Annotated in this window: 20 protein-coding genes; 4 read left to right on the top strand and 16 right to left on the bottom strand. The window is 63.8% G+C overall.

Annotated elements, in window-relative coordinates:
* Nucleotides 1–142 precede the first annotated feature (142 nt).
* Both C7435_RS11565 and C7435_RS11560 read left to right on the top strand, forming a co-directional pair.
* Nucleotides 143–745, top strand: coding sequence for a DUF1134 domain-containing protein (locus C7435_RS11565; RefSeq protein ID WP_121211641.1), 603 nt, complete (start codon nucleotides 143–145; stop codon nucleotides 743–745).
* Nucleotides 745–1,263, top strand: a complete 519-nt coding sequence (locus C7435_RS11560) for a GNAT family N-acetyltransferase (RefSeq protein ID WP_121211640.1) — start codon at nucleotides 745–747, stop codon at nucleotides 1,261–1,263. Before C7435_RS11565 ends, C7435_RS11560 begins: the two co-directional genes overlap by 1 nt.
* Here the strand turns inward: C7435_RS11560 and C7435_RS11555 are convergent.
* The gene (locus C7435_RS11555; protein ID WP_121211638.1) at nucleotides 1,239–1,691 is read right to left on the bottom strand and encodes a MerR family transcriptional regulator; all 453 of its coding nucleotides are present in this window, start codon (nucleotides 1,689–1,691) and stop codon (nucleotides 1,239–1,241) included. The two genes, C7435_RS11560 and C7435_RS11555, sit on opposite strands and share 25 nt — an antisense overlap.
* 72 nt (nucleotides 1,692–1,763) lie before the next feature.
* Here C7435_RS11555 and C7435_RS11550 point away from each other — a divergent pair, with 72 nt between their 5' ends.
* Nucleotides 1,764–2,456: a cation efflux transmembrane domain-containing protein gene (locus C7435_RS11550; RefSeq protein WP_075191384.1), complete on the top strand. Its 693-nt coding sequence runs from the start codon at nucleotides 1,764–1,766 to the stop codon at nucleotides 2,454–2,456.
* Here C7435_RS11550 and C7435_RS11545 read toward each other — a convergent pair.
* The 12 genes from C7435_RS11545 to C7435_RS11495 form a co-directional block, all read right to left on the bottom strand.
* Nucleotides 2,408–3,031: a hypothetical protein gene (locus C7435_RS11545; protein ID WP_143743098.1), complete on the bottom strand. Its 624-nt coding sequence runs from the start codon at nucleotides 3,029–3,031 to the stop codon at nucleotides 2,408–2,410. The genes C7435_RS11550 and C7435_RS11545 overlap by 49 nt on opposite strands.
* Nucleotides 3,032–3,055: 24 nt before the next feature.
* Nucleotides 3,056–4,429, bottom strand: coding sequence for a peptidoglycan-binding protein (locus C7435_RS11540; RefSeq protein WP_075191386.1), 1,374 nt, complete (start codon nucleotides 4,427–4,429; stop codon nucleotides 3,056–3,058).
* Nucleotides 4,430–4,613: 184 nt separating this feature from the next.
* Entirely contained in the window at nucleotides 4,614–5,228 is a 615-nt protein-coding gene (locus C7435_RS11535) for a nucleotidyltransferase family protein (RefSeq protein ID WP_075191387.1), read from the bottom strand.
* A 2-nt stretch (nucleotides 5,229–5,230) separates the two neighbouring features.
* Nucleotides 5,231–7,630, bottom strand: a complete 2,400-nt coding sequence (gene pheT / locus C7435_RS11530; protein WP_121211636.1) for a phenylalanine--tRNA ligase subunit beta — start codon at nucleotides 7,628–7,630, stop codon at nucleotides 5,231–5,233.
* A gap of 19 nt (nucleotides 7,631–7,649) precedes the next feature.
* Nucleotides 7,650–8,231 carry a DUF8453 domain-containing protein gene (locus C7435_RS11525; protein ID WP_121211634.1) on the bottom strand — a complete coding sequence of 194 codons (582 nt, stop codon included), beginning with the start codon at nucleotides 8,229–8,231 and terminating at the stop codon, nucleotides 7,650–7,652.
* Complete coding sequence (locus C7435_RS11520; protein WP_121211632.1) at nucleotides 8,228–8,860, bottom strand: hypothetical protein; 633 nt, start codon at nucleotides 8,858–8,860, stop codon at nucleotides 8,228–8,230. Before C7435_RS11520 ends, C7435_RS11525 begins: the two co-directional genes overlap by 4 nt.
* 7 nt (nucleotides 8,861–8,867) lie before the next feature.
* Nucleotides 8,868–9,950 carry a phenylalanine--tRNA ligase subunit alpha gene (gene pheS, locus C7435_RS11515; protein WP_121211631.1) on the bottom strand — a complete coding sequence of 361 codons (1,083 nt, stop codon included), beginning with the start codon at nucleotides 9,948–9,950 and terminating at the stop codon, nucleotides 8,868–8,870.
* 312 nt (nucleotides 9,951–10,262) lie between these two features.
* Complete coding sequence (rplT, locus tag C7435_RS11510) at nucleotides 10,263–10,619, bottom strand: 50S ribosomal protein L20 (RefSeq protein WP_075191392.1); 357 nt, start codon at nucleotides 10,617–10,619, stop codon at nucleotides 10,263–10,265.
* Between the two features lie 30 nt (nucleotides 10,620–10,649).
* Nucleotides 10,650–10,850 (bottom strand): 50S ribosomal protein L35, encoded by a 201-nt coding sequence (rpmI, locus tag C7435_RS11505; RefSeq protein WP_075191477.1) that lies wholly within the window; start codon nucleotides 10,848–10,850, stop codon nucleotides 10,650–10,652.
* Between the two features lie 188 nt (nucleotides 10,851–11,038).
* Nucleotides 11,039–11,491 (bottom strand): MerC domain-containing protein, encoded by a 453-nt coding sequence (locus tag C7435_RS17175; RefSeq protein WP_170150449.1) that lies wholly within the window; start codon nucleotides 11,489–11,491, stop codon nucleotides 11,039–11,041.
* 148 nt (nucleotides 11,492–11,639) lie between these two features.
* The gene (locus tag C7435_RS17170) at nucleotides 11,640–13,403 is read right to left on the bottom strand and encodes a hypothetical protein (RefSeq protein ID WP_170150448.1); all 1,764 of its coding nucleotides are present in this window, start codon (nucleotides 13,401–13,403) and stop codon (nucleotides 11,640–11,642) included.
* A 25-nt stretch (nucleotides 13,404–13,428) separates the two neighbouring features.
* Nucleotides 13,429–13,908 carry a peptidase S1 gene (locus C7435_RS11495; protein WP_121211627.1) on the bottom strand — a complete coding sequence of 160 codons (480 nt, stop codon included), beginning with the start codon at nucleotides 13,906–13,908 and terminating at the stop codon, nucleotides 13,429–13,431.
* A 246-nt stretch (nucleotides 13,909–14,154) separates the two neighbouring features.
* Between C7435_RS11495 and C7435_RS11490 the strand changes: the two genes are divergently transcribed.
* Nucleotides 14,155–15,423, top strand: coding sequence for an MFS transporter (locus tag C7435_RS11490; protein ID WP_233350763.1), 1,269 nt, complete (start codon nucleotides 14,155–14,157; stop codon nucleotides 15,421–15,423).
* A gap of 63 nt (nucleotides 15,424–15,486) precedes the next feature.
* Here C7435_RS11490 and infC read toward each other — a convergent pair whose 3' ends face one another.
* The 3 genes from infC to C7435_RS11475 form a co-directional block, all read right to left on the bottom strand.
* The gene (gene infC / locus C7435_RS11485; RefSeq protein ID WP_075191395.1) at nucleotides 15,487–16,026 is read right to left on the bottom strand and encodes a translation initiation factor IF-3; all 540 of its coding nucleotides are present in this window, start codon (nucleotides 16,024–16,026) and stop codon (nucleotides 15,487–15,489) included.
* Nucleotides 16,027–16,179: 153 nt separating this feature from the next.
* Entirely contained in the window at nucleotides 16,180–17,163 is a 984-nt protein-coding gene (locus tag C7435_RS11480) for a glycosyltransferase family 9 protein (protein ID WP_121211625.1), read from the bottom strand.
* The gene (locus C7435_RS11475; RefSeq protein ID WP_121211877.1) at nucleotides 17,160–18,302 is read right to left on the bottom strand and encodes a glycosyltransferase family 4 protein; all 1,143 of its coding nucleotides are present in this window, start codon (nucleotides 18,300–18,302) and stop codon (nucleotides 17,160–17,162) included. The genes C7435_RS11480 and C7435_RS11475 overlap by 4 nt, the downstream gene beginning before the upstream one ends.
* Between the last annotated feature and the right edge of the window lie 127 nt (nucleotides 18,303–18,429).

Genomic DNA, 18,429 nt, shown 5'->3' with positions numbered 1-18,429 from the left:
TATGCCTGCCCTTGCTTCACCCGCGACGCTTCATCATGTCACGGTCGTCCGGCGACGTTAACGAAGCCATAACCCTTTCGCCGCTCTGTCGCCGTATTCGCCTGTCAGAAGCAACAGGTCCTAATTGCCAGTGGAGTTTTCCATGCGTGCCCTCATGACTGTCATCGCTGCGCTTGCCCTCGGCGTACCCGCGCCGGTCATGGCGCAGGACCGCCAGACCACCGATTACGGCCAGCCGAGCGAGTATTCCGAACCGGTCGACGCCTATTCCCAGGACGAGATCGTCGATGCGGTGTCCGACTTCTTCGGCGTCACCGCCGAGGCGGCTGCCAGCGCCCTGGAACGCGTGTTTTCCGATCTCGGACGACCGGTCGGCTATATCGCGGGCGAGGAAGTCGCCGGCGCTGCGGGCATCGGCCTGCGCTATGGCGAAGGCTATCTGACCCTGCGCGGCCTCTCCGAGCGGCAGAAAGTCTATTGGCGCGGCCCGTCGATCGGCTTTGACGCCGGTGGCAATGCCAGCCGGGTCTTTGTGCTGGTCTATAATCTCGACGATGTGGACCGGCTCTATCAACGCTTCCCGGGTGTTGAGGGCACGGCCTATTTCGTTGCCGGTCTGGGCGTGAATTACCAGCGTGCCGACGACGTGACCCTGGCCCCGATCCGCTCGGGTGTTGGCCTGCGGGCGGGCGCGAATATCGGCTATCTCGCCTATTCCCGCCGCCGCGCCTGGCTGCCGTTCTGATGCAGATTCGGGCCTTTTCACCCGATGATGAAACCGGCGTCGACACCCTGCTGAAAGCCGCTTTCCCGGGTCCGGGCGAAGCGCGCCTCGTCACGGCTTTGCGGGCTGCCGACGCCGACACGCTTGAACTGGTGGCGGAAGATCACGGCCAAGTCGTGGGCTGCGTCATGTTCTCACCGGTCACGGCGCGCTGCGATGATGGCAGCGAGCGGCACGGCGTCGGCCTTGGCCCGGTTGCGGTCATCCCGGAGCATCAGGCTCGCGGCATCGGCGTGGCGCTGATCGAGGCTGGCATCAGCTATCTGACAACGCTAGGCGTGCCCTGGTGTGTCGTGTTGGGTGAGCCGGATTACTACCAGCGCTTCGGTTTCACGGCGGCGGCCAGTTGGAACTGGTCCTGGGCCGGTGATCCGGACGGGCAGTTCGCGGCGGCCTTCCAGGTCCGAGCACTGAACGGGCCGCCACCGCGGTCAGGTGTCGCCAGCCTGCATTATCACCCGGCCTTCCTCGGCGTCTGACCATCGGGTGAGTGCTCGACATCGCACAGGCCGTGATCGGACAGGGTCTGAATGACCCGGCAATCATCCATCACCCCGTGTGAGCATTGGGCAATCATACCCTCCAGCGCCTGCTTGACGGCGGCCAGACCGGCCAACCGCCGCTCGACATCGGCCAATTGCTGACGCGCGATCCGGTCCGCCGCCTCACAGGACCGCTCGGGCTGACGTGACAGGTCCTGCAGGGCTCGCAGATCATCCAGCCCGAAGCCAAGATCGCGGCCATGGCGTATGAAGCGCAATTGTTCCAGATGGGCGCCGTCATAGCGCCGCTGACCACCCGGCGACCGCCCGGGCTCGTCCAGCATACCGATCGATTCATAGTATCGGATGGTGGGAATTTTCACACCGGTCTTGCGCGAAAGCGTGCCTATGGAAAAATCTGACATCGCCCCTTGAACCTCCAGTCACTAGAGGGATTAGGGTTGAGCCTAGTTGAGAAAACAGGACGAGGACAAGCCATGTCGGCGGGGTGTGGACACGCAGAGGCATTCGATGGCAGTTCGCCGGGCTTCCGGCGCGCGCTGTGGGCGGTGATCGCCATTAATGCGATCATGTTCGTGGTTGAGATGCTGGCCGGCGCGGCCGCCCAATCGCAGGCACTCAAGGCCGACGCCCTCGATTTCGCCGCCGATGCGGCGACCTATGGCCTGTCACTCTATGTGATCGGGAAGCCCGCCGCGTGGCGGGCCAATGCGGCGCTGATCAAGGCGGCCAGCCTGCTGCTGATCGGCGTCTCCATTCTCGGCCTGGCCATCTGGCGGACCGTGTTCACGGTGCAGCCCGAAGCCGGCTTGATGGGATCGATCGCCGTGCTGGCACTGATTGCCAACCTCGCCAGCGTGCTGATCCTGATGCGCTGGCGCGATGGCGACGCCAATGTCCGCTCGGTCTGGCTGTGCTCGCGCAATGACGCGATCGGCAATCTCGCCGTTCTCGCCTCAGCCGGCCTCGTGGCCTGGACGGCCACGCCCTGGCCCGACCTTGCCGTGGCCGCGATCATGGCCGGCCTGTTTACCAGCTCGGCCATCCAGATCATGCGCCAAGCCATCGCCGAGCGTGCCGGCCGTGACGCCCATCAACACGGGGAGGCCGGCTGCGGAAATCAATGTCCGTCGGTCGAGAAAACAGACCCGATCGTCTCGTCCGAATGACGGCGGCGCGGTGCGTGGTCGCGATGGTGACGACCGTCACGCCCATGTGTACGCGGCGGGGCGCAATCGGAGCAACCTGAGGCAATGCGCTCGCGAACCGCGGCCAGGCTTTCCGACAGGTCGTGGAAGCGATCCTGGCCATCATGCCAGAGCGCTGCCGTGTCCTGACAGGCGGCCTCATCGAAACGGTTCTCTTCCAGGCAACGGTTATAGGTGCGGCAGGATGAGGTCGCGAAACGGTAGGAGGCGTCGAGATCGGTCTCGAAGGCGGCGATGATTTCCTGCGTCCGGCTGTCGGCGACATTGGCGCTGGTGTGGGCATCGGCCCGGATCTCCTCGCGATAGGCGTGGACCTCTTCCAGCATGGCCAAGCGTTGTTCCGCGAGCGTGTCGACCAGGCACATCGCGATCGCCGGGCCGACCGTGTCGACCATTACCGGCGGGCGATGGTGAACGACCGGGGGCTGGGTCGGGCCAGCGGGCGGAAGGTTGGCCCGGCCATGGCCTGAACAGGCGCCGAGCGCGGTCGCCGAGACCAGCATCACCATCAGCGTCTTCATCGGGGTCTTGGTCATCATCATCCTCCCAAATCCGTCCACCTATTCGGCGGCGGGTTGGCCTCCGTCCATCGCTGCCTGGTAGCAGCCGGGCTGTTGCAGTTCACTGCCGTTGGCGCGGCGCATCTCGTCAACACGGCGCTGCCAGGCGAGATAGAAACGGTCATCATTGGCGACGGCGTCATTGATCAGCGCTTCGGAGATCCGCGACCAGCGCACCGCCGGTTCTCCGGACACGCCGACCACGCTGCGCAGGCGTCGCGCCCGGTCATGACCAAGATCGGCCGCGCGGCGCAGATAGCTGTCTGCCCGTTCAGGGCTTTCGACAATGCCGCACAGGCGATAACTGCCCTGGACAGTGCCGGTGCCATAAATCACCGCGAGATTGAAATTGGCGCCGGCATGGCCGCGCTCGGCTGCGGTCTCCAGCCATTCCAGCGAGGTGTCGATATTCTGTTCCAGGCCGAGCCCGGTCGCAAACATGATGCCGAGCAGGTTCTGGGCATGAGCATCACGCGCCGTGAGGGCGGCATGGCAGACCAGTGTCACGGTTTCCGCCGGGGTCAGGACGCCGGTCAGATCGAAACCGAGATCACCCTGGAAGTCCCGCACCGATCGACGCGTCATCGGCCCATAACTGCCGTCGATCTCGCCATTGTAATAGCCGAGCGCCGCGAGTGCGCGCTGGCGCAGGACGAGCTCGATGATGTCGCCATCATCTTCGGTCTGGTCGAAACCATAGGCGATACGGGCCAGGCTCTGCGGTGTGGCGGGGCAGGAGCGTTCCAGCACAGCGGCCTGCAGGCGCTGATGCGCCACCAGGGAGGCTTGCGCACCGCCAACAGAGGAGCCAATCAGCAGCGCCTCATCCCAGGCGGCACGGGCCTCGTCGATCCGGTCGACGGCCTGATAGGCATCGCCGACGCGCAACCAGCAGCGGGCAATGGCCGCATCATCAACGCCGTAATGATCGGGCGAACAGATGCGTTCGCCCGGGTCGCGCGTGAAGACCGGTGGGCGGGAAATCGGACGGCCCTGAACCGAGGACCCCGGTCCGGCAATGCCAGTGGAGAGGCTCAACCCGCTGCCGGAGCCTGTCGTCGCCCCGTTCGAGCCGGACGAGGTGCCGCGGACATCGGGTGGCGGATCTGGATAGAGCGTGTCGCTGCCGGGATAGCTGGTCCCCGGCGACCCATGCGTGATCACACTGCCAGGCGGTGCACTCCCCGACTGGGTCTGGGGGCGCCGCGACTGGCCGAAGGGCCACCAACCGGCCTCGTCATCAGCGCAGTATTGGCCAGAGCAATAACCGGCGTCATAGGCCCGGGCGTGGGTAAAACCGAGCACCACGACCAACCCGATCAGAACGAGAATGGTTGCGGCAGCCTGGGCCAGCAGGGCGGTCACTCGCTCCATGTCGGGAACACACTCCTCCGGGCCGGGCCCGACGCTGCCATTAGCTTTCTGTTAACCACCCTAACGGTTGTACCGAAACTCCGCCATACGCCTCACGCGCGATAGCGCAAAAAATTCCGGCCGCCGGGACGAGAGTCGCCGCCATTTTCTCGTATAAATAGAATTATATAGACCAAAATTCTCGTCAGACGGGAATCTTGACGAATTCGAGTTCCGGCCAGATGCGGGCCTGTCCGGCAACCTTGCGGTTCCAGCCTTCCGGATGCGCCACCCCCGCCATCGGACGGATTGTGCGGCTGAACACGGCGTCCAGTCCGAACGGTGCCAACACCTCCGGTTGGCCCTGCTGATCAAGCCGAATGGCGACGGAGTGCGTCTTGGAGGCAAAATGGCGCAGCGCGTCAGTCGTGTCGCGCAGCGGCGTGCGCTGCGTGCCGTATTGCGCATTGAACCAGATATGGACGCGGGCCTGATTGCAGACCTCGACCGGCACCGGCAAATCGGCGAAGCGGGCTTCGGCGGGTCCCACAATCGCGGCTTCCGCCTCGGCGCTCAGATCGCTGGCGTCGAAATAGGCGAGATCATAATCATTGATCCCGTGACCGGGCGCCCGACCGGTCAACGCATTCCACACGGCCTTGTAGACAGCCCCCGCCATCAACGCCCAATCCGGCAGTCCGAGCCCATGCGCCCGCACCAAGACCTCGCGCGCCAACGGATCGGTCATGACCGCCGCGATCACATAGTCGGCCCGCTCCGCCTCGGGCGGTACCGCCCAGTCGCTTGCGGCGGGCACCATGATCAGCTGCGCAGGCTGGCGCCGGTGGCCTTTTCGACCTTGGCAATGATGCCGGCACCGATGGCCTCGATCTCTTTTTCGGTCAATGTCTTGTCGCGCGGCTGCAGCGTGACCTCGATGGCCAGTGAGACCTGCCCCTCCGGCACGCCCTTGCCGTCATAGACGTCGAAGATGGAGACGTCGGAAATCATCTGCTTGTCGGCGCCCTTGGCGGCGCGGACCAGCGTGTCGGCGGCCACGGACTTGTCGACCAGGAAGGCAAAATCTCGGGTGACAGGCGTCAGGTCGGCTCGTTCCAGCGGCGTGCGGGCCTTGAGGCCGGACGCCTTCTTGGGCTGCGGGATCGCGTCGAGCACGATTTCAAACGCCAGGACACGACCATCAATATCGAGCGCCTTGAGCACGGCAGGATGGACCTCGCCGAACTCGGCCATCACATTCTTGGGACCCAGGCGCAGCACGCCGGAACGACCCGGATGCCACCAATCACGCGCCTCGGCGACGACCTGAAGATTGTCGACGGGGGCGCCGGCAGCCGCCAGTGCCGCAAGGGCATCGGCCTTGGCGTCGAAAATGTCGGGCTGGCGCGTGCCGGCCCAATGTCGACCAGCCTCGACGCGACGCACGCCGGTCGCGACCAGTTTCTGGCCCTTGTCACTGTCGTCGAGATAGATCGGTCCGACCTCGAACAGGCGCGCATCATCCTGGCCCCGGTCCGCATTGGCCTGCAGCGCGGTGAGCAGGTGGATCAGTGCCGTCGGACGCATCACGTCCAGTTCCGAGGAAATCGGGTTCTCCAGTTCCAGCCCCTCACCATGACCGCCAAACAGCTTGGCTTGTTCGGTGTTGCAGAAGGACCAGGTCACGGATTCGCTATAGCCCCGGCCGGCAAGCGCGCGACGGGCATGACGGGCGCGCAGCTGCATCACCGTGGCCGGCGCTTCGCGGCGAACCGGCGGGCGCGGCAGGGAGACGGCGTCGAGCTTGTCAAAGCCATGGATGCGGGCGACCTCTTCAACGAGATCGGCTTTTAGCGAACAATCCATGCGCCAGCTCGGCACGCCGACGGTCAGGACATCGCCTTCACCCGCAGGCGCAAAGCCCAGGGTTTCCAGGATGCGGATAATTTCAGCGCGCGGCAGGTCGAGCCCGGTGAGGCGCTTGACCTCGGCGATCGGGAATTCAATGGCGGCCGGTGCTGCCGGCGTTTCACCGGCGACAATCACCTCGGAGGCTTCACCACCGCAATATTTCAGAACCAGCTCGGTGGCCTGCTCGATGCCGGCCTGCGGCGAGGCGGGATCCACACCGCGCTCGAAGCGGTATTTGGCATCGCTGTCGATCCCGGTCGCCTTGGCCGTCGCCCGGACCAGGAGCGGCTCGAACCAGGCGCTTTCAATGAAGACATCGGTCGTCGAAGCCGAAACGCCGGAATAGGTGCCGCCCATGACACCGCCAAAGCCATGGCAACGGGCGTCGTCGGCAATCACGCACTGGTCCTCGGTGGGCACATGTTCCTTGTTGTCGAGCGCCTCGAACCGATCCGCCTCGCCGCGGCCGCGACGGGCCCGGATCGGGCCTTCCAGCTTGGCCAGGTCATAGACATGCAGCGGACGGCAGCGATCAACCGAGATCATGTTGGTGATGTCGGCGAGGAAATTGATCGGACGCAGGCCGATCGCCTTGATCGCCTTTTTCAGCCAGTCCGGGCTCTCGCCATTCTTGACGCCGCGGATCACCCGACCGGCATAGACCGGGCAGGCTTCCGGCCAGTCCAGCTCGACCTGGACCGGGCAAGGGAAGTTGCTGGGGATGGCGTCGATATCATGGGTCTTGAGCGTACCGATGCCGGTTGCAGCCAGGTCGCGGGCAATGCCGCGCACGCCGAGCCAGTCGGGGCGGTTGGGCGTCACCTCGAAATCGATGACCGGGTCAGCCATGCCGAGCGCGACTACCGCCGGCGTGCCGATCTCGAAGGGCTCCGGCAGGTCGATAATGCCGTCATGATCCTCGCCGAGCTCCAGCTCCTTGGCCGAACACATCATGCCATGGCTCTCGACGCCGCGGATCTTGCGCGGCTTCTTGTCGAGGGCGAAATCGAGACCCGGAATATAGGCTCCCAGCGGCGCATAGATCGCATACATGCCGGTGCGCGCATTCGGAGCGCCGCAGACGATCTGCTTGGTGCCATCTACCGTCTCGACCGTGCACACTTTCAGCTTGTCGGCGTCTGGATGCTTTTCCGCATGGGTGACATGGCAGACCGTGAAGGCCGCGAACTTCTCCAGCGGATTGTCGATATCCTCGATTTCCAGACCGGCCATGGTCATGGCTTCCGCAATCGCCTCAAGGGAGGCGTCGGTTTCCAGATGGTATTTCAGCCAAGAAAGCGGGAATTTCATCGTCGGCTCCTGCCGTCACTTACAAGTTGGAATCCGGATCGGCCGCCGGACAGGCGTCGATCGGTTCGGGATGATTGGTCCGGCCATCACGAAGGGCCGTCCAGCACCGCCCATAGACGGAGCAGTAACAGGCCTCGACCGTGACAGCGAAGAAGTCGGCCTGATACTCACCTATGAGCGGCCAGCGCTCCTCGCTCGCTGGCCAGGTGATCTGCGCCAAGATGACGGTTTCACCCGGCGCGAGGATCGCGCCCTGGCTGCCGCCGGTCCACATGTCAGGGCGGGGCAGACCTTCCGGCCGACGCGTCCCCATCTCTTCCCAGTGGCGCAGTGGCTGACCGGCAAAGACCGCGTCGATCCGGTTTATCAGGGCCGGACCAATGCCGTCATTGGTCATGCCGACGAGAAAGATGTGCTGGCCATCCTCGGTCGACATCTGGGTCTCAACCTGCACCGCCGGCCAGACATCGGCATGCTGCTGCGCCCGCATCACCCGCGACTGGTCCCACGCCACGAACAGCGCAATGGCCGAAATCAGGATCGCTGCCAGCGAGGTGATGGCGGTGTGATTGGATTTGAGCCAGGCGATGATCGATTTCATGGGACTGGCACCTCCGCCCCGGTGGCGATGCGTGAAGCCTGCCCGCCGTTCGGTCCGCCGGCCACACCGATGCGCTCAAACGGATCAACATCGACCGCAGGACAGCTGCGCACAGGGGACCGACCCGCATTGCCGGACGAGGAGGTCCAGCATCGATTGAAGACTGAGCAGTAACAGGCCTCGACAGACCAGTGTTGCCATTCTGCCAGAAGCGCGCCCAGCTCATCCTCGCTGAGCGAACCACGCTCCCACATGAACATGACCGGTTCGACTTCGCCGCCCGGCGCCAACGCCCGGCCATTTACGCTCGACCAGGATCGATCGAACCCAACCGGCAACAGCGCAATCAGCGCGTCGAAGTTATCGGACACCACACCACGACGCCTCAGGCTGACACTTTCGATCATCGCCGGACCGACGCCATTATTGACGACACGCAGACCAACACTGCGCAGGTCGGGGGTGGAGCTCACAAAGCCGTCAAGCTGCAGCACCGGCACCACCGCCCCATGCTGCTGCGCCCGCATAACCCGGCCCTGATCCCAGGCGACGAACAGCGCTGCGACACCCACAAGCATCGCGCCAACGCCTGTCAGCGTCTGGTGGTTATTTGTGAGCCAGCGCCACATGATCGGTTCAGCTCAGCCCCGTCGCCAGATTGGCCTGCAGCAGCGGGCTGAAGCCGTAATGCGCCATCCAGCGGACGTCGGAATTGAAGAAGTCGCGCAGGTCCGGCGCGCCGTATTTGAGCATGGCGAGACGGTCGACGCCCATGCCGAAGGCGAAGCCCTGATATTCGTCCGGGTCGAGGCCGCAATTGCGGATCACATTCGGGTGGACCATGCCGCAGCCGAGGATTTCCATCCATTTGTCGCCGGAGCCAACCTTCACCGCATCGCCGACCCGCTCATAGCGCACATCCATCTCGGCCGAGGGTTCGGTGAAGGGGAAATGGTGCGGGCGGAATTGCGCCTCAACCTGGTCGGTCTCGAAGAAGGCGGCGATGAAATCCATCAGCGTGCCCTTGAGGTGACCCATATGGGTTTCCTTGTCGATCACCAGCCCCTCGACCTGATGGAACATGGGCGTGTGGGTCTGGTCCCAGTCACAGCGATAGACACGGCCCGGCGCGATGATGCGGATCGGCGTCTTGCCTTCCAGCATGGTGCGGATCTGCACCGGCGAGGTGTGCGTGCGCAGAACCTTGCGCAGGCCCTCCGCGTCCGGCTTCATGAAGAACGTGTCCTGGGTGTCGCGGGCCGGGTGACCTTCGGGGAAGTTCAGGGCGGTGAAATTGTGGAAATCGGTCTCCACATCCGGCCCTTCGGCGACGGCAAAACCCATATCGGCGAAGATCACCGCCAGCTCTTCCATCACTTGTGTGATCGGGTGCAGCGAGCCCTTCGGTTCCGGTCGCACCGGCAGGGTGACATCGACCGTCTCCGACGCCAGCGCCGCATTCAGGGCCGCCGCTTCCAGATCCGCCTTGCGCGCCTCGATGGCGTCATTGAGCCGGGTCTTTAGACCATTGAGCGCCGGGCCCATCACCTGACGCTCTTCCGGGCTCATCCTGCCCAGCTCGCGCATCATCAGCGAAACCGAGCCCTTCTTGCCCAGCGCCGCAACGCGCACCGCGTCCAGCCCGGCCTCATCCGTCGCGCCATCGATCTGGCTGCGGACCCCGGCTTCAAGCGTGTCGAGATTGGAAGTGTCGGTCATGTCGTGTCGTCCCATACGGTCGGGATTGGATTTAGCGGCTGGGGTTTTGTGTGTCGACCGGGAGTGACGGCTGAGAGGGTGGCAAATGCTTGCGGCGTCTGGCGCTGTGGCCGGAAGGCCCCCTCACCCGACCCTTCGGGCCACCCTCTCCCGCGAGGGGAGAGGGCGTTCTTGCCAGCGGCTGGCTCATGCGCCTTCTCCCCTCGCGGGAGAAGGTCCCCGCAGGGGGGATGAGGGGGTTTCTGCCGCAAACAAAAAGGGCCCGCCAACGATGCGCTGGCGGGCCTTTTCGACATTCGATGTTCCGGGGGCTTAGCCCAGAGCCGCGCGCGCCTGGTCGACCAGGGCCTTGAAGGCATCCGGCTCGTGCATGGCGATGTCGGCGAGGACCTTGCGGTCGACTTCGATGCCGGCCTTGGTCAGGCCGTTCATGAAGACCGAATAATTCATGTCATACTGGCGGGCGCCGGCATTGATGCGCTGGATCCACAACGAGCGGAAATTGCGCTTCTTGGCGCGACGGTCGCGATAGGCGTACTGGCCGGCCTTTTCCACGGCCTGGACGGCAACGCGGAACGTATTCTTGCGGCGGCCGTAATAGCCCTTGGCTTTCTTGATGACTGACTTGTGGCGTTTAGCGGTCGCCGGTCCGGATGTAACTCGAGACATATCTAAGTGCTCCTACTCGGTGCCAGCGGCTTAAAGGCCGTTCGGGATGTATTTCTTGACGATCTTGGCGTCCTGGGGTGACAGGGTCACCTGGCCGCGCTTGTTGCGGATCTGCTTGGGCGTCCGCTTGATCATCCCGTGGCGCTTGCCGGTCTGGCCCGCCTTGATTTTACCCGTGGCGGTGAGCTTGAAGCGCTTTTTCGCGCCGCTCTTCGTCTTCATCTTCGACATTTTCATCTCCTTTGCAGGACGCGGCGCGCGCATCCGATGGATGGTTCAGCCAGCGGGCATGTCGATTTGGCCCGGTTGGCTGGTGTTGGAAGCGGGGGTTTATACGCACAATCCGCCTGATTGCAAGCGGTGATGCGAGTCGGCGAGCGCTGCGGCGTCAGGACTGTCGGTCGTCAAACCGCGTGGCGTCACACGGCGTGGTCGTCACACAGGCCGCAATCGCGCTCATGCACATGGCCGGCTTTCGCCCGGGAGCGCCAATTCGCGAAATGGGCGCCGGCGAGGATGGTCACCCCGGTCAGGGTCAGGGCGGTTTCGGCCAATGGCGAGAACAGGTGCGAGGCCCCCGTTGCCATGACCGCAAGCCCGACCAGGCCCACCAGGAAAATCGGCCAGCCGGCCCGTGTTGTCCTGACGCTCCAGCCCAGCCCGATCAGCGACACCGGCGCGGCCAGCGCCAACAGCGCCAAATGCCAATCATGGCTGAGGCCGAACAGGGCGCCTGCTTCCGGCACCAGCATCGGTGTCGCGGCGGCGGCGGCGGGCAGTAGCAGGCAGTGTGCGATACAAAGGACCGAGAGGCCGACGCCAGTGGCGTCGAACTTGCCCTGATTGGATGAGATATGACGATGAAGGGGCATGGTCGATCCGGCTGCAATATGTCGATGATATAGTATAACATCCAGACTTTGCAAACCGTCTAACTGCGCCACCAGAAATTTTCCCGGCACAACGAGAAAGGGCGACCCCTTTGGGGCCGCCCTTCCGATCCCCGCGCGCTGCGCGGCTTTAGTCTTCGTGGAAACCGAGTTCGGAAATCGCCAACACGGCGTCAGCCGCCGGACCCGACGAGTAGGTGCCGACCCAGATGTCGTAGACACCGGCTTGCGGCTCGATGAAGCGGACACCCGGATTGAAATTGCCGGCGCCGTCATCATTGCAATACCACTCGCCGTCCGGCCCGTTGATCACCAGCGTGGTGTCGCGGTCGGAGACGGCCGAAATGTAGAGATCCAGGCCACCCGGCTCGAAGGTCAGCTCGACATCCGGGGCCAGGGTCACGAAACCCCGGCAGGAACGGTCCGCCGCCGACTCAGCTTCAACATCACCGCCGGCCATCAGTTCGACCAGATACGGGTCGGGCACAAAACCGCCGGACAGTTCGACATCGGCGTAATTGGCCGGCAGCGAATAATCGAGCGGGGTCTCGGGCAGGAAGCCACCGCCAAAACCGAGTTCGGAAATGTGCAGGGTCGCGGGACCGGCATCATATTCGCCATAGGTTCCGACCCAGATGTCGTAGCGACCGGACATCGGCTCATCGAACACGAGACCCGGATTGAGCTCACCGGCACTGTCATCATCACAATGCCAGCTGCCATCGGGCGCATTGACGATCAACGTCGCGTCACTGTCCGACGTGGCCGAAAGGTAGAGATCGAAATCGCCGGCCTGGTAGTTCAGGTCGAAGTCCGGAGCGCTGTCGGCCCAGCCACGGCAAGACTCGCCGACAGCCTCGTAGACATCGGTATCGCCGCCAGCCATGACATCGACATTATACGGATCCGGGACAAATCCGGCATCAAGCGAAACCGATCCGGACTGCGACGGCAGCGAATAGTCGAGCACGGCTGGCTCATCGACCATGCCGAGAAAGCCGAGTTCGGACACATAAACCGTCGCCGGCACGCGCTGGTTGGACGAGTAGCGGGCCGTCCAGACGGCGTAGCGGCCCGGCAGCGGGTCGCGGATCTGGACACCCGGGTTCAGGTTCTCCGCGCTGTCATCATCACAATGCCAAGCCCCGTCAGGCGCTTGTACCGCCAGCGTGGTGTCGGAGTCCGACTGCATCGAAACATAGAGGTCAAATGTGTCGCTGCCGGCATAGTCGACCCAGAGGTCCGGCGCCTGATCAGCCTGCCCCCAGCACATGCCGTCGGCGAAGCGGTCCAGCTCGACCGGGCCGCCCGCTTCAACATTCAGCGTGCGCGGATCATTGGCAAAACCTTCCGACAGGCTCAGCGTGCCATACTCCGGCGGCAGGTCGGCCGACGGTGCCTGCGAGTAGGGATTATCGTCCTCAAAGCCAAGTTCGGAGATATGCAGCATGGCCGGCTCGTAGCCGCCGCCCGAGCCAAAAGTGCCAACCCAGATATTGTAGACACCACTCTGCGGCGCTTCGAACAGCATGCCCGCATTGAGACCGCTGCCGGCACCGTCATCATCACAATGCCAGCTACCATCCGGCGCATTGACCAGCAGGACCGTATCCACATCCGACGCGGCAGACAGATACAGGTCGAAACTGCCGGCATCGTAGTTGAGATTGTAGGATGGCTGGTAGCTGACAAAGCCCGGGCACCATTCCGAGGCTTCGCTGGCCGGCATCGCGCCACCGGCACGCAGCCCGACCGAGATCGGGTCCGGCACGAAGCCGGCATTCACATCACTCGAGCCGTAAGCCGGCGCGGCGTTCGGGTCCTGGATCGCGTGGGCAGGTGCGATCGCAAGCATGGCCGCCATCGCGGCTCCGGTCATCAGTTTCAACTTCATGTCTCTCTCCCCCAGGATTGAAGTGTCACTCGCTGTAAAGTTCCGAAATCGACAGGCGTGCTGTCGCCGGGCCGGGACCGAGCAGGCGTCCGACCCAAATGTCGTAATTGCCGGATTGCGGCTCGCCGAAACGGATCGACGGGTTGAGACCGCTGCCGCTGTCATCATCGCAATACCAAGCACCATCAGGCGCATTGACGACCAGTGTCATGTCCTCGTGCGAACTGGCCGACAGGATGAGCGGGAAGGATCCGGCGTTATAATAGACCGCGACATCCGGCGTGCTGCCGCTGATATAACCGTGGCAATCCGGCGATATCTCCGCCGTCGCATCGAGGCGGGCCTCGAAGGCCAGCTCGACAGACTGCGGGTCCGGTGTGAACCCGGCCGACAGATAAACCCCCTCGCCCGGACCGTCCGCAACGGCCAGCGCCATACCCGGGCCAACCGATGCGGTCAGCGCCAGAGCTGGCAAAAGGGCGAAAATCCAGGGGCCGTTCATCATGTCTCCTGTCCGGTGGACGTCACGACGCAGATCCGATTGCGCATCAATTGATCATGCTTTCTCATTGATTTCATCAGAAATCCCCGGCGCTGAACATCATCTGAACGGGTGAGTCGCCATTTCGGCACACACGCGGCGGTAATGCGGCACAGCCCGGGCCCGATCTTCCAGCCTGTTGAATTTTCCGGCGAAACCGGGTTAATCGGCGACCACGTCCTGCCGCAAGGCAAAGATCGGATTTGCCGCGTGCTGACACCCTCCCTCTCGATCTTCGCCAACCAGGCCTATCGTCACTACTGGATCATGCGGCAATTGCTGTCTGCCGCACGGCAGATGCAGGCCGTCGCAATCGGCTGGCAGGTCTATGATGTCGCCCGCCAGACCCGCTCGGTCGAGGAATCGGCATTGCTGCTGGGATTCGTTGGCCTGGCCATGTTCGCGCCGGTCTTTTTCCTGTCCCTGCTCGGCGGACAGGCGGCAGATCGGCTCGACCGCAAATTCATCCTCGTAACCACCAACCTCATCCGGGTGGCCTGCGCCATCGCGCTGGCGATAAGCCCCTTCTTTACCGGGCCGGTCACGCTGGTGATCGTGTTTGGCGCCGCCGGCTTCCTTGGCGTCACCCATGCCTTCTCACCGGCCGCGTCCAGCGCCCTGATGGCGCGGATCGTGCCGCGCGCCGATATGCGCCAGGCCATTGCCTGGAACTCGCTTGGCTTCCAGGCAGCAGCAATCGGCGGCCCGGCGATCGGCGGTCTGCTTTATATTCTCGGCCCGACCACGGTCTATCTGGTCAGCGCGGCCATGTTGCTGCTGGCGACCGGCTTCATCGCCACCGCCCGGACGCCGCGCCACGAAAAACTGCAAGGCCAGCGCGGCCTGTCGATGGTGATCGAAGGTCTGCGCTATGTCCGCGACAACAAGGTCGTGCTCGGCGCGATTTCACTGGACCTGGTGGTGGTGCTGTTCGGGGGCGTGACCGCGCTCCTCCCGGTTTTTGCGCGCGACGTGCTGCATACCGACACGGTCGGCCTGGGCCTGTTGCGGACTGCGCCGGCCATTGGTGCCGCCATGATCGCGCTGTTGCTGGCGACCCGGCCGCTGACCCGGCGCATCGGCGCCTGGATGCTGGGCGCCATCGCCGTCTATGGCGTCGCCATGATCGGCTTCGCCCTGTCCGAAGTGCTGATCCTGTCCATGATCGCCCTGGCGGTGACCGGGGCGGCCGACATGATCTCGGTCTTCATCCGGCAATCGATCATACAGCTGGCCACGCCACTGGGCATGCGCGGACGGGTTTCGGCGGTTGAATTCATCTTCATTTCGGCCTCGAACGAGCTCGGCGAATTCGAGTCCGGGGTTGCCGCCCGCTTCCTTGGCCCGATCGGCGCCGTCCTGCTGGGCGGTGGCATGGCGCTGGTCACAGCCGCCGCCTGGTTCCGCCTCTTCCCGCAACTGGCACGGACGGATGAGCTGGAACATGTCGAGGAAGAGCCCGCCAAACCTGCCAGCTGACCGGCAACAAAAAACGGCGCCCCCGATGGGACGCCGTTTTCATTGATCGCAAGGCAGCACGCGCTAGCGCGGCGCCATCACCATGACCATGAGACGACCTTCAAGCTTGGGCTCGAACTCGACCTTGGCCACGTCGCCGAAGTCTTCCTTGACCCGGTTCATGATGTCCATGCCGCGATCCTGGTGAGCCATTTCCCGGCCCCGGAATCGCAGGGTCACCTTGACCTTGTCGCCGGCCTCGAAGAAGCGGTGCATGGCCTTGGTCTTGACCTCATAGTCATGCACATCGATGTTCGGACGCATCTTGATCTCTTTGATCTCGACGATCTTCTGCTTCTTCTTGGCCTCGGCCTTCTTCTTCTGTTCCTGGTATTTCAGCTTGCCATAATCGACGATCTTGCAAACGGGCGGATCGGCATTGGGCGACACTTCAACGAGGTCGAGTCCGACTTCCTCAGCGGCTTCAATAGCGGCTTCAGTCGGCATAATGCCTTGTTTTTCTCCAGATTCGTCGATCAGGAGCACCCGCGGTACGCGGATATCCCGGTTAATGCGCGGGCCCTCTTTCTTGGGCGGTTGCGCAGCGTGCGGTCTACGGGCTATGGCATCTTCTCCCTTGTTGCCCCAAAGCTGAACCTAACTAATCCTCCCGGGAGGGCGCTGGATCAAGCCCTAAACAGGCAAAATGCACCTCAGGTCCGCCGGGAGGCGGGCACTATGGTGAAATGATCACAATTGGCAAGTCTGCAAAGCGGCTCACGCTGCCGCCGGCGCATCAGCGAATCCACCGGCAAAGCGCATCGCGGCAATTGCCTCTTCCGGCGTCACCTGGGCCAGCGTGGTGGCGTGCATGAGAATGACCGGAGACGGGCCGCGCGGGGCCAGCGGCGCCGGATCATCGACATTGCCATAGAGCGCCAGCGCCGGGGCGCCGGACGCTGTCAGCAAATGGATCAGCGGCGTATCCTCGGAGAACACAAAGCGCGTCCGCCGGGCAAGGCCCGCCAATTGCGGCAGTTTCGCCTTACCGGTCAGATCCCGCGCACCCGGCGTCACCTGCGAGACATGGCGACCGACATCGCGTGTGTCCGGCCCGCCAATCAATGCCGGCGTAATACCGGACTGCAAAAGCTCATGCGCCAGAGCGGCCCATTTTTCTTTCGGCCAGCGCAGGGCCGGTTTGACACTGTCCCCGGCCGGGGCCAGCAGGGCGAAGGGACCATTGAGCCCGAAATATTCCGGATCGAGCATGCGCGACTGCTTGGCGAGGAAATCGACCCAGCTCGCATCGGGGGCCGGGGCGCCGCCGAGCGGGAAGCGGGTTGGCTCAAAGCCCAGCACACCGTTGAGCACACCGGCCGCGGCATCGACCGGGTGCACGCCTGCGTCAGCCACAGGAGCAACCTCGTGCCACTTGGTCTTCGCGAAGCGGAAATTGCCCTTGATCTTGCGCGAGTCCGCCGAGCCGACGAGATCAAAAACACGCGCGGGCTTGGCCAGTTTCAACCGTTTGTCGCGCAGGCCCGCCATCGGACGCGTATCCGGACAGGCATCGGTCTCGATCGCATTGAACCAGGGGCAATGTTTGAGCAGGCTCTCGAAATCGGACGTCGTGAGCAGGATGATCCGGTCCCGGCGATAGGTGTCGCGAATGGTTTTCGCGGCGGCCAGCATGCGCACGGTCGCGGTCAGGTCACCCCAATGAAGGATATAGGTTATGTCGCGCTGCGGCTCGGTCATGGGCGTGAGTTTAGGACCTCATGATAAACCCGCAAAGTCGAAGCTTGCAGGCTGCGGGTAGAAAAATGCGTTGTGACATGATCGCGCGCCGCAGCGACCATGATTGCGCGGTCATCGGGCGCGAGTGCAAGCGCGTCGGCGATGGCTTTCGCGAGCGCCGCCGGATCGCCGGGTGGAACACGCCAGCCGGTCTTGCCGTGCTCAACAACTTCGCGCGCGCCGCCATGATCGGCGGCAATGACAAGCCGCCCCATGGCGCCCGCCTCGGCCGCCGTGCGGCCAAAGGCTTCCGGTTCGACCGACGGGGTCAGGACGAGGTCACAAAGAGCGAGCGCGGCCGGCATGTCGGTACAATGCCCGACCCGGTGAACCCGTTCCGGCACACCCAGTTCAAGTGCCAGGGCATCAAGCTCCGCGACATAGGCGTCGCGCCCCTGGGCATCACCGGCGAGCAATAAGTGCGGTGACGGCCCGTCCGGCGGCAAGGCCGCGAGTGCCCGGATGGCTTCACGCTGGCCCTTCCAGCCGGTGAGCCGGCCAGGCAGAAGAAGGCACGGTGCATCTCCCAACCCGTCAAGACCCCAGCGCGTACGCAAGGTGTCAATGCGGGATTGCGAAACCGCGGCCGGATCGAAGCGCGCCAGATCGACGCCGCGCGGAATGACGACCAGCCGGTCCTCTCCGACACCGTGTTCGGCGCGGACATGGTCGGCAATGAAGTTCGAGTTGGCGATCACCCGCTCACCCGCAGCCATGACCGCGTTATAACGACGTTTCAGGGCTGATCGCGCATTGTAGGTGCCATGATAGGTGGTCACGAAATGCGCCGCTGTCCGGTCACAGGCCCATTTGGCACTCCAGGCCGGCGCCCGCGAGCGGGCATGGACAATATCGACCCCCTCGCTTCGGATCAGCCGGATCAGGGCGTGCATGTTCGACCACAGGACAAACGGGTTCTTGCTGGCGACCGGCAGGTGCACGAGTTCGCCCCCCAGCGCCGCCAGCTCCTCTTCCAGACGACCGCCCTGACTGGCCACGACGGCCCGTCCGCCGGCCTCGATGACCGCCTCGGCAACTTCCAGCGTGGTCCGCTCGGCGCCGCCGGCGTCTAGTTCCGGGATAACCTGGAGAAGGATCATGAAAAGCCGGACATCCTCGAGCATGCGGCATGGCGCGCGCGCTAGCCTGCCTTCTTCTTCCATAGCTCGCGCCGGAAAACAAACCCGCTTTTAGATGCCAAGGGGGCTATCGTCACACCATCATCCT

Source organism: Maricaulis maris, from assembly GCF_003634045.1.
GTDB lineage: Bacteria > Pseudomonadota > Alphaproteobacteria > Caulobacterales > Maricaulaceae > Maricaulis > Maricaulis maris.
This window is presented reverse-complemented; position numbering and strand designations above follow the sequence as displayed.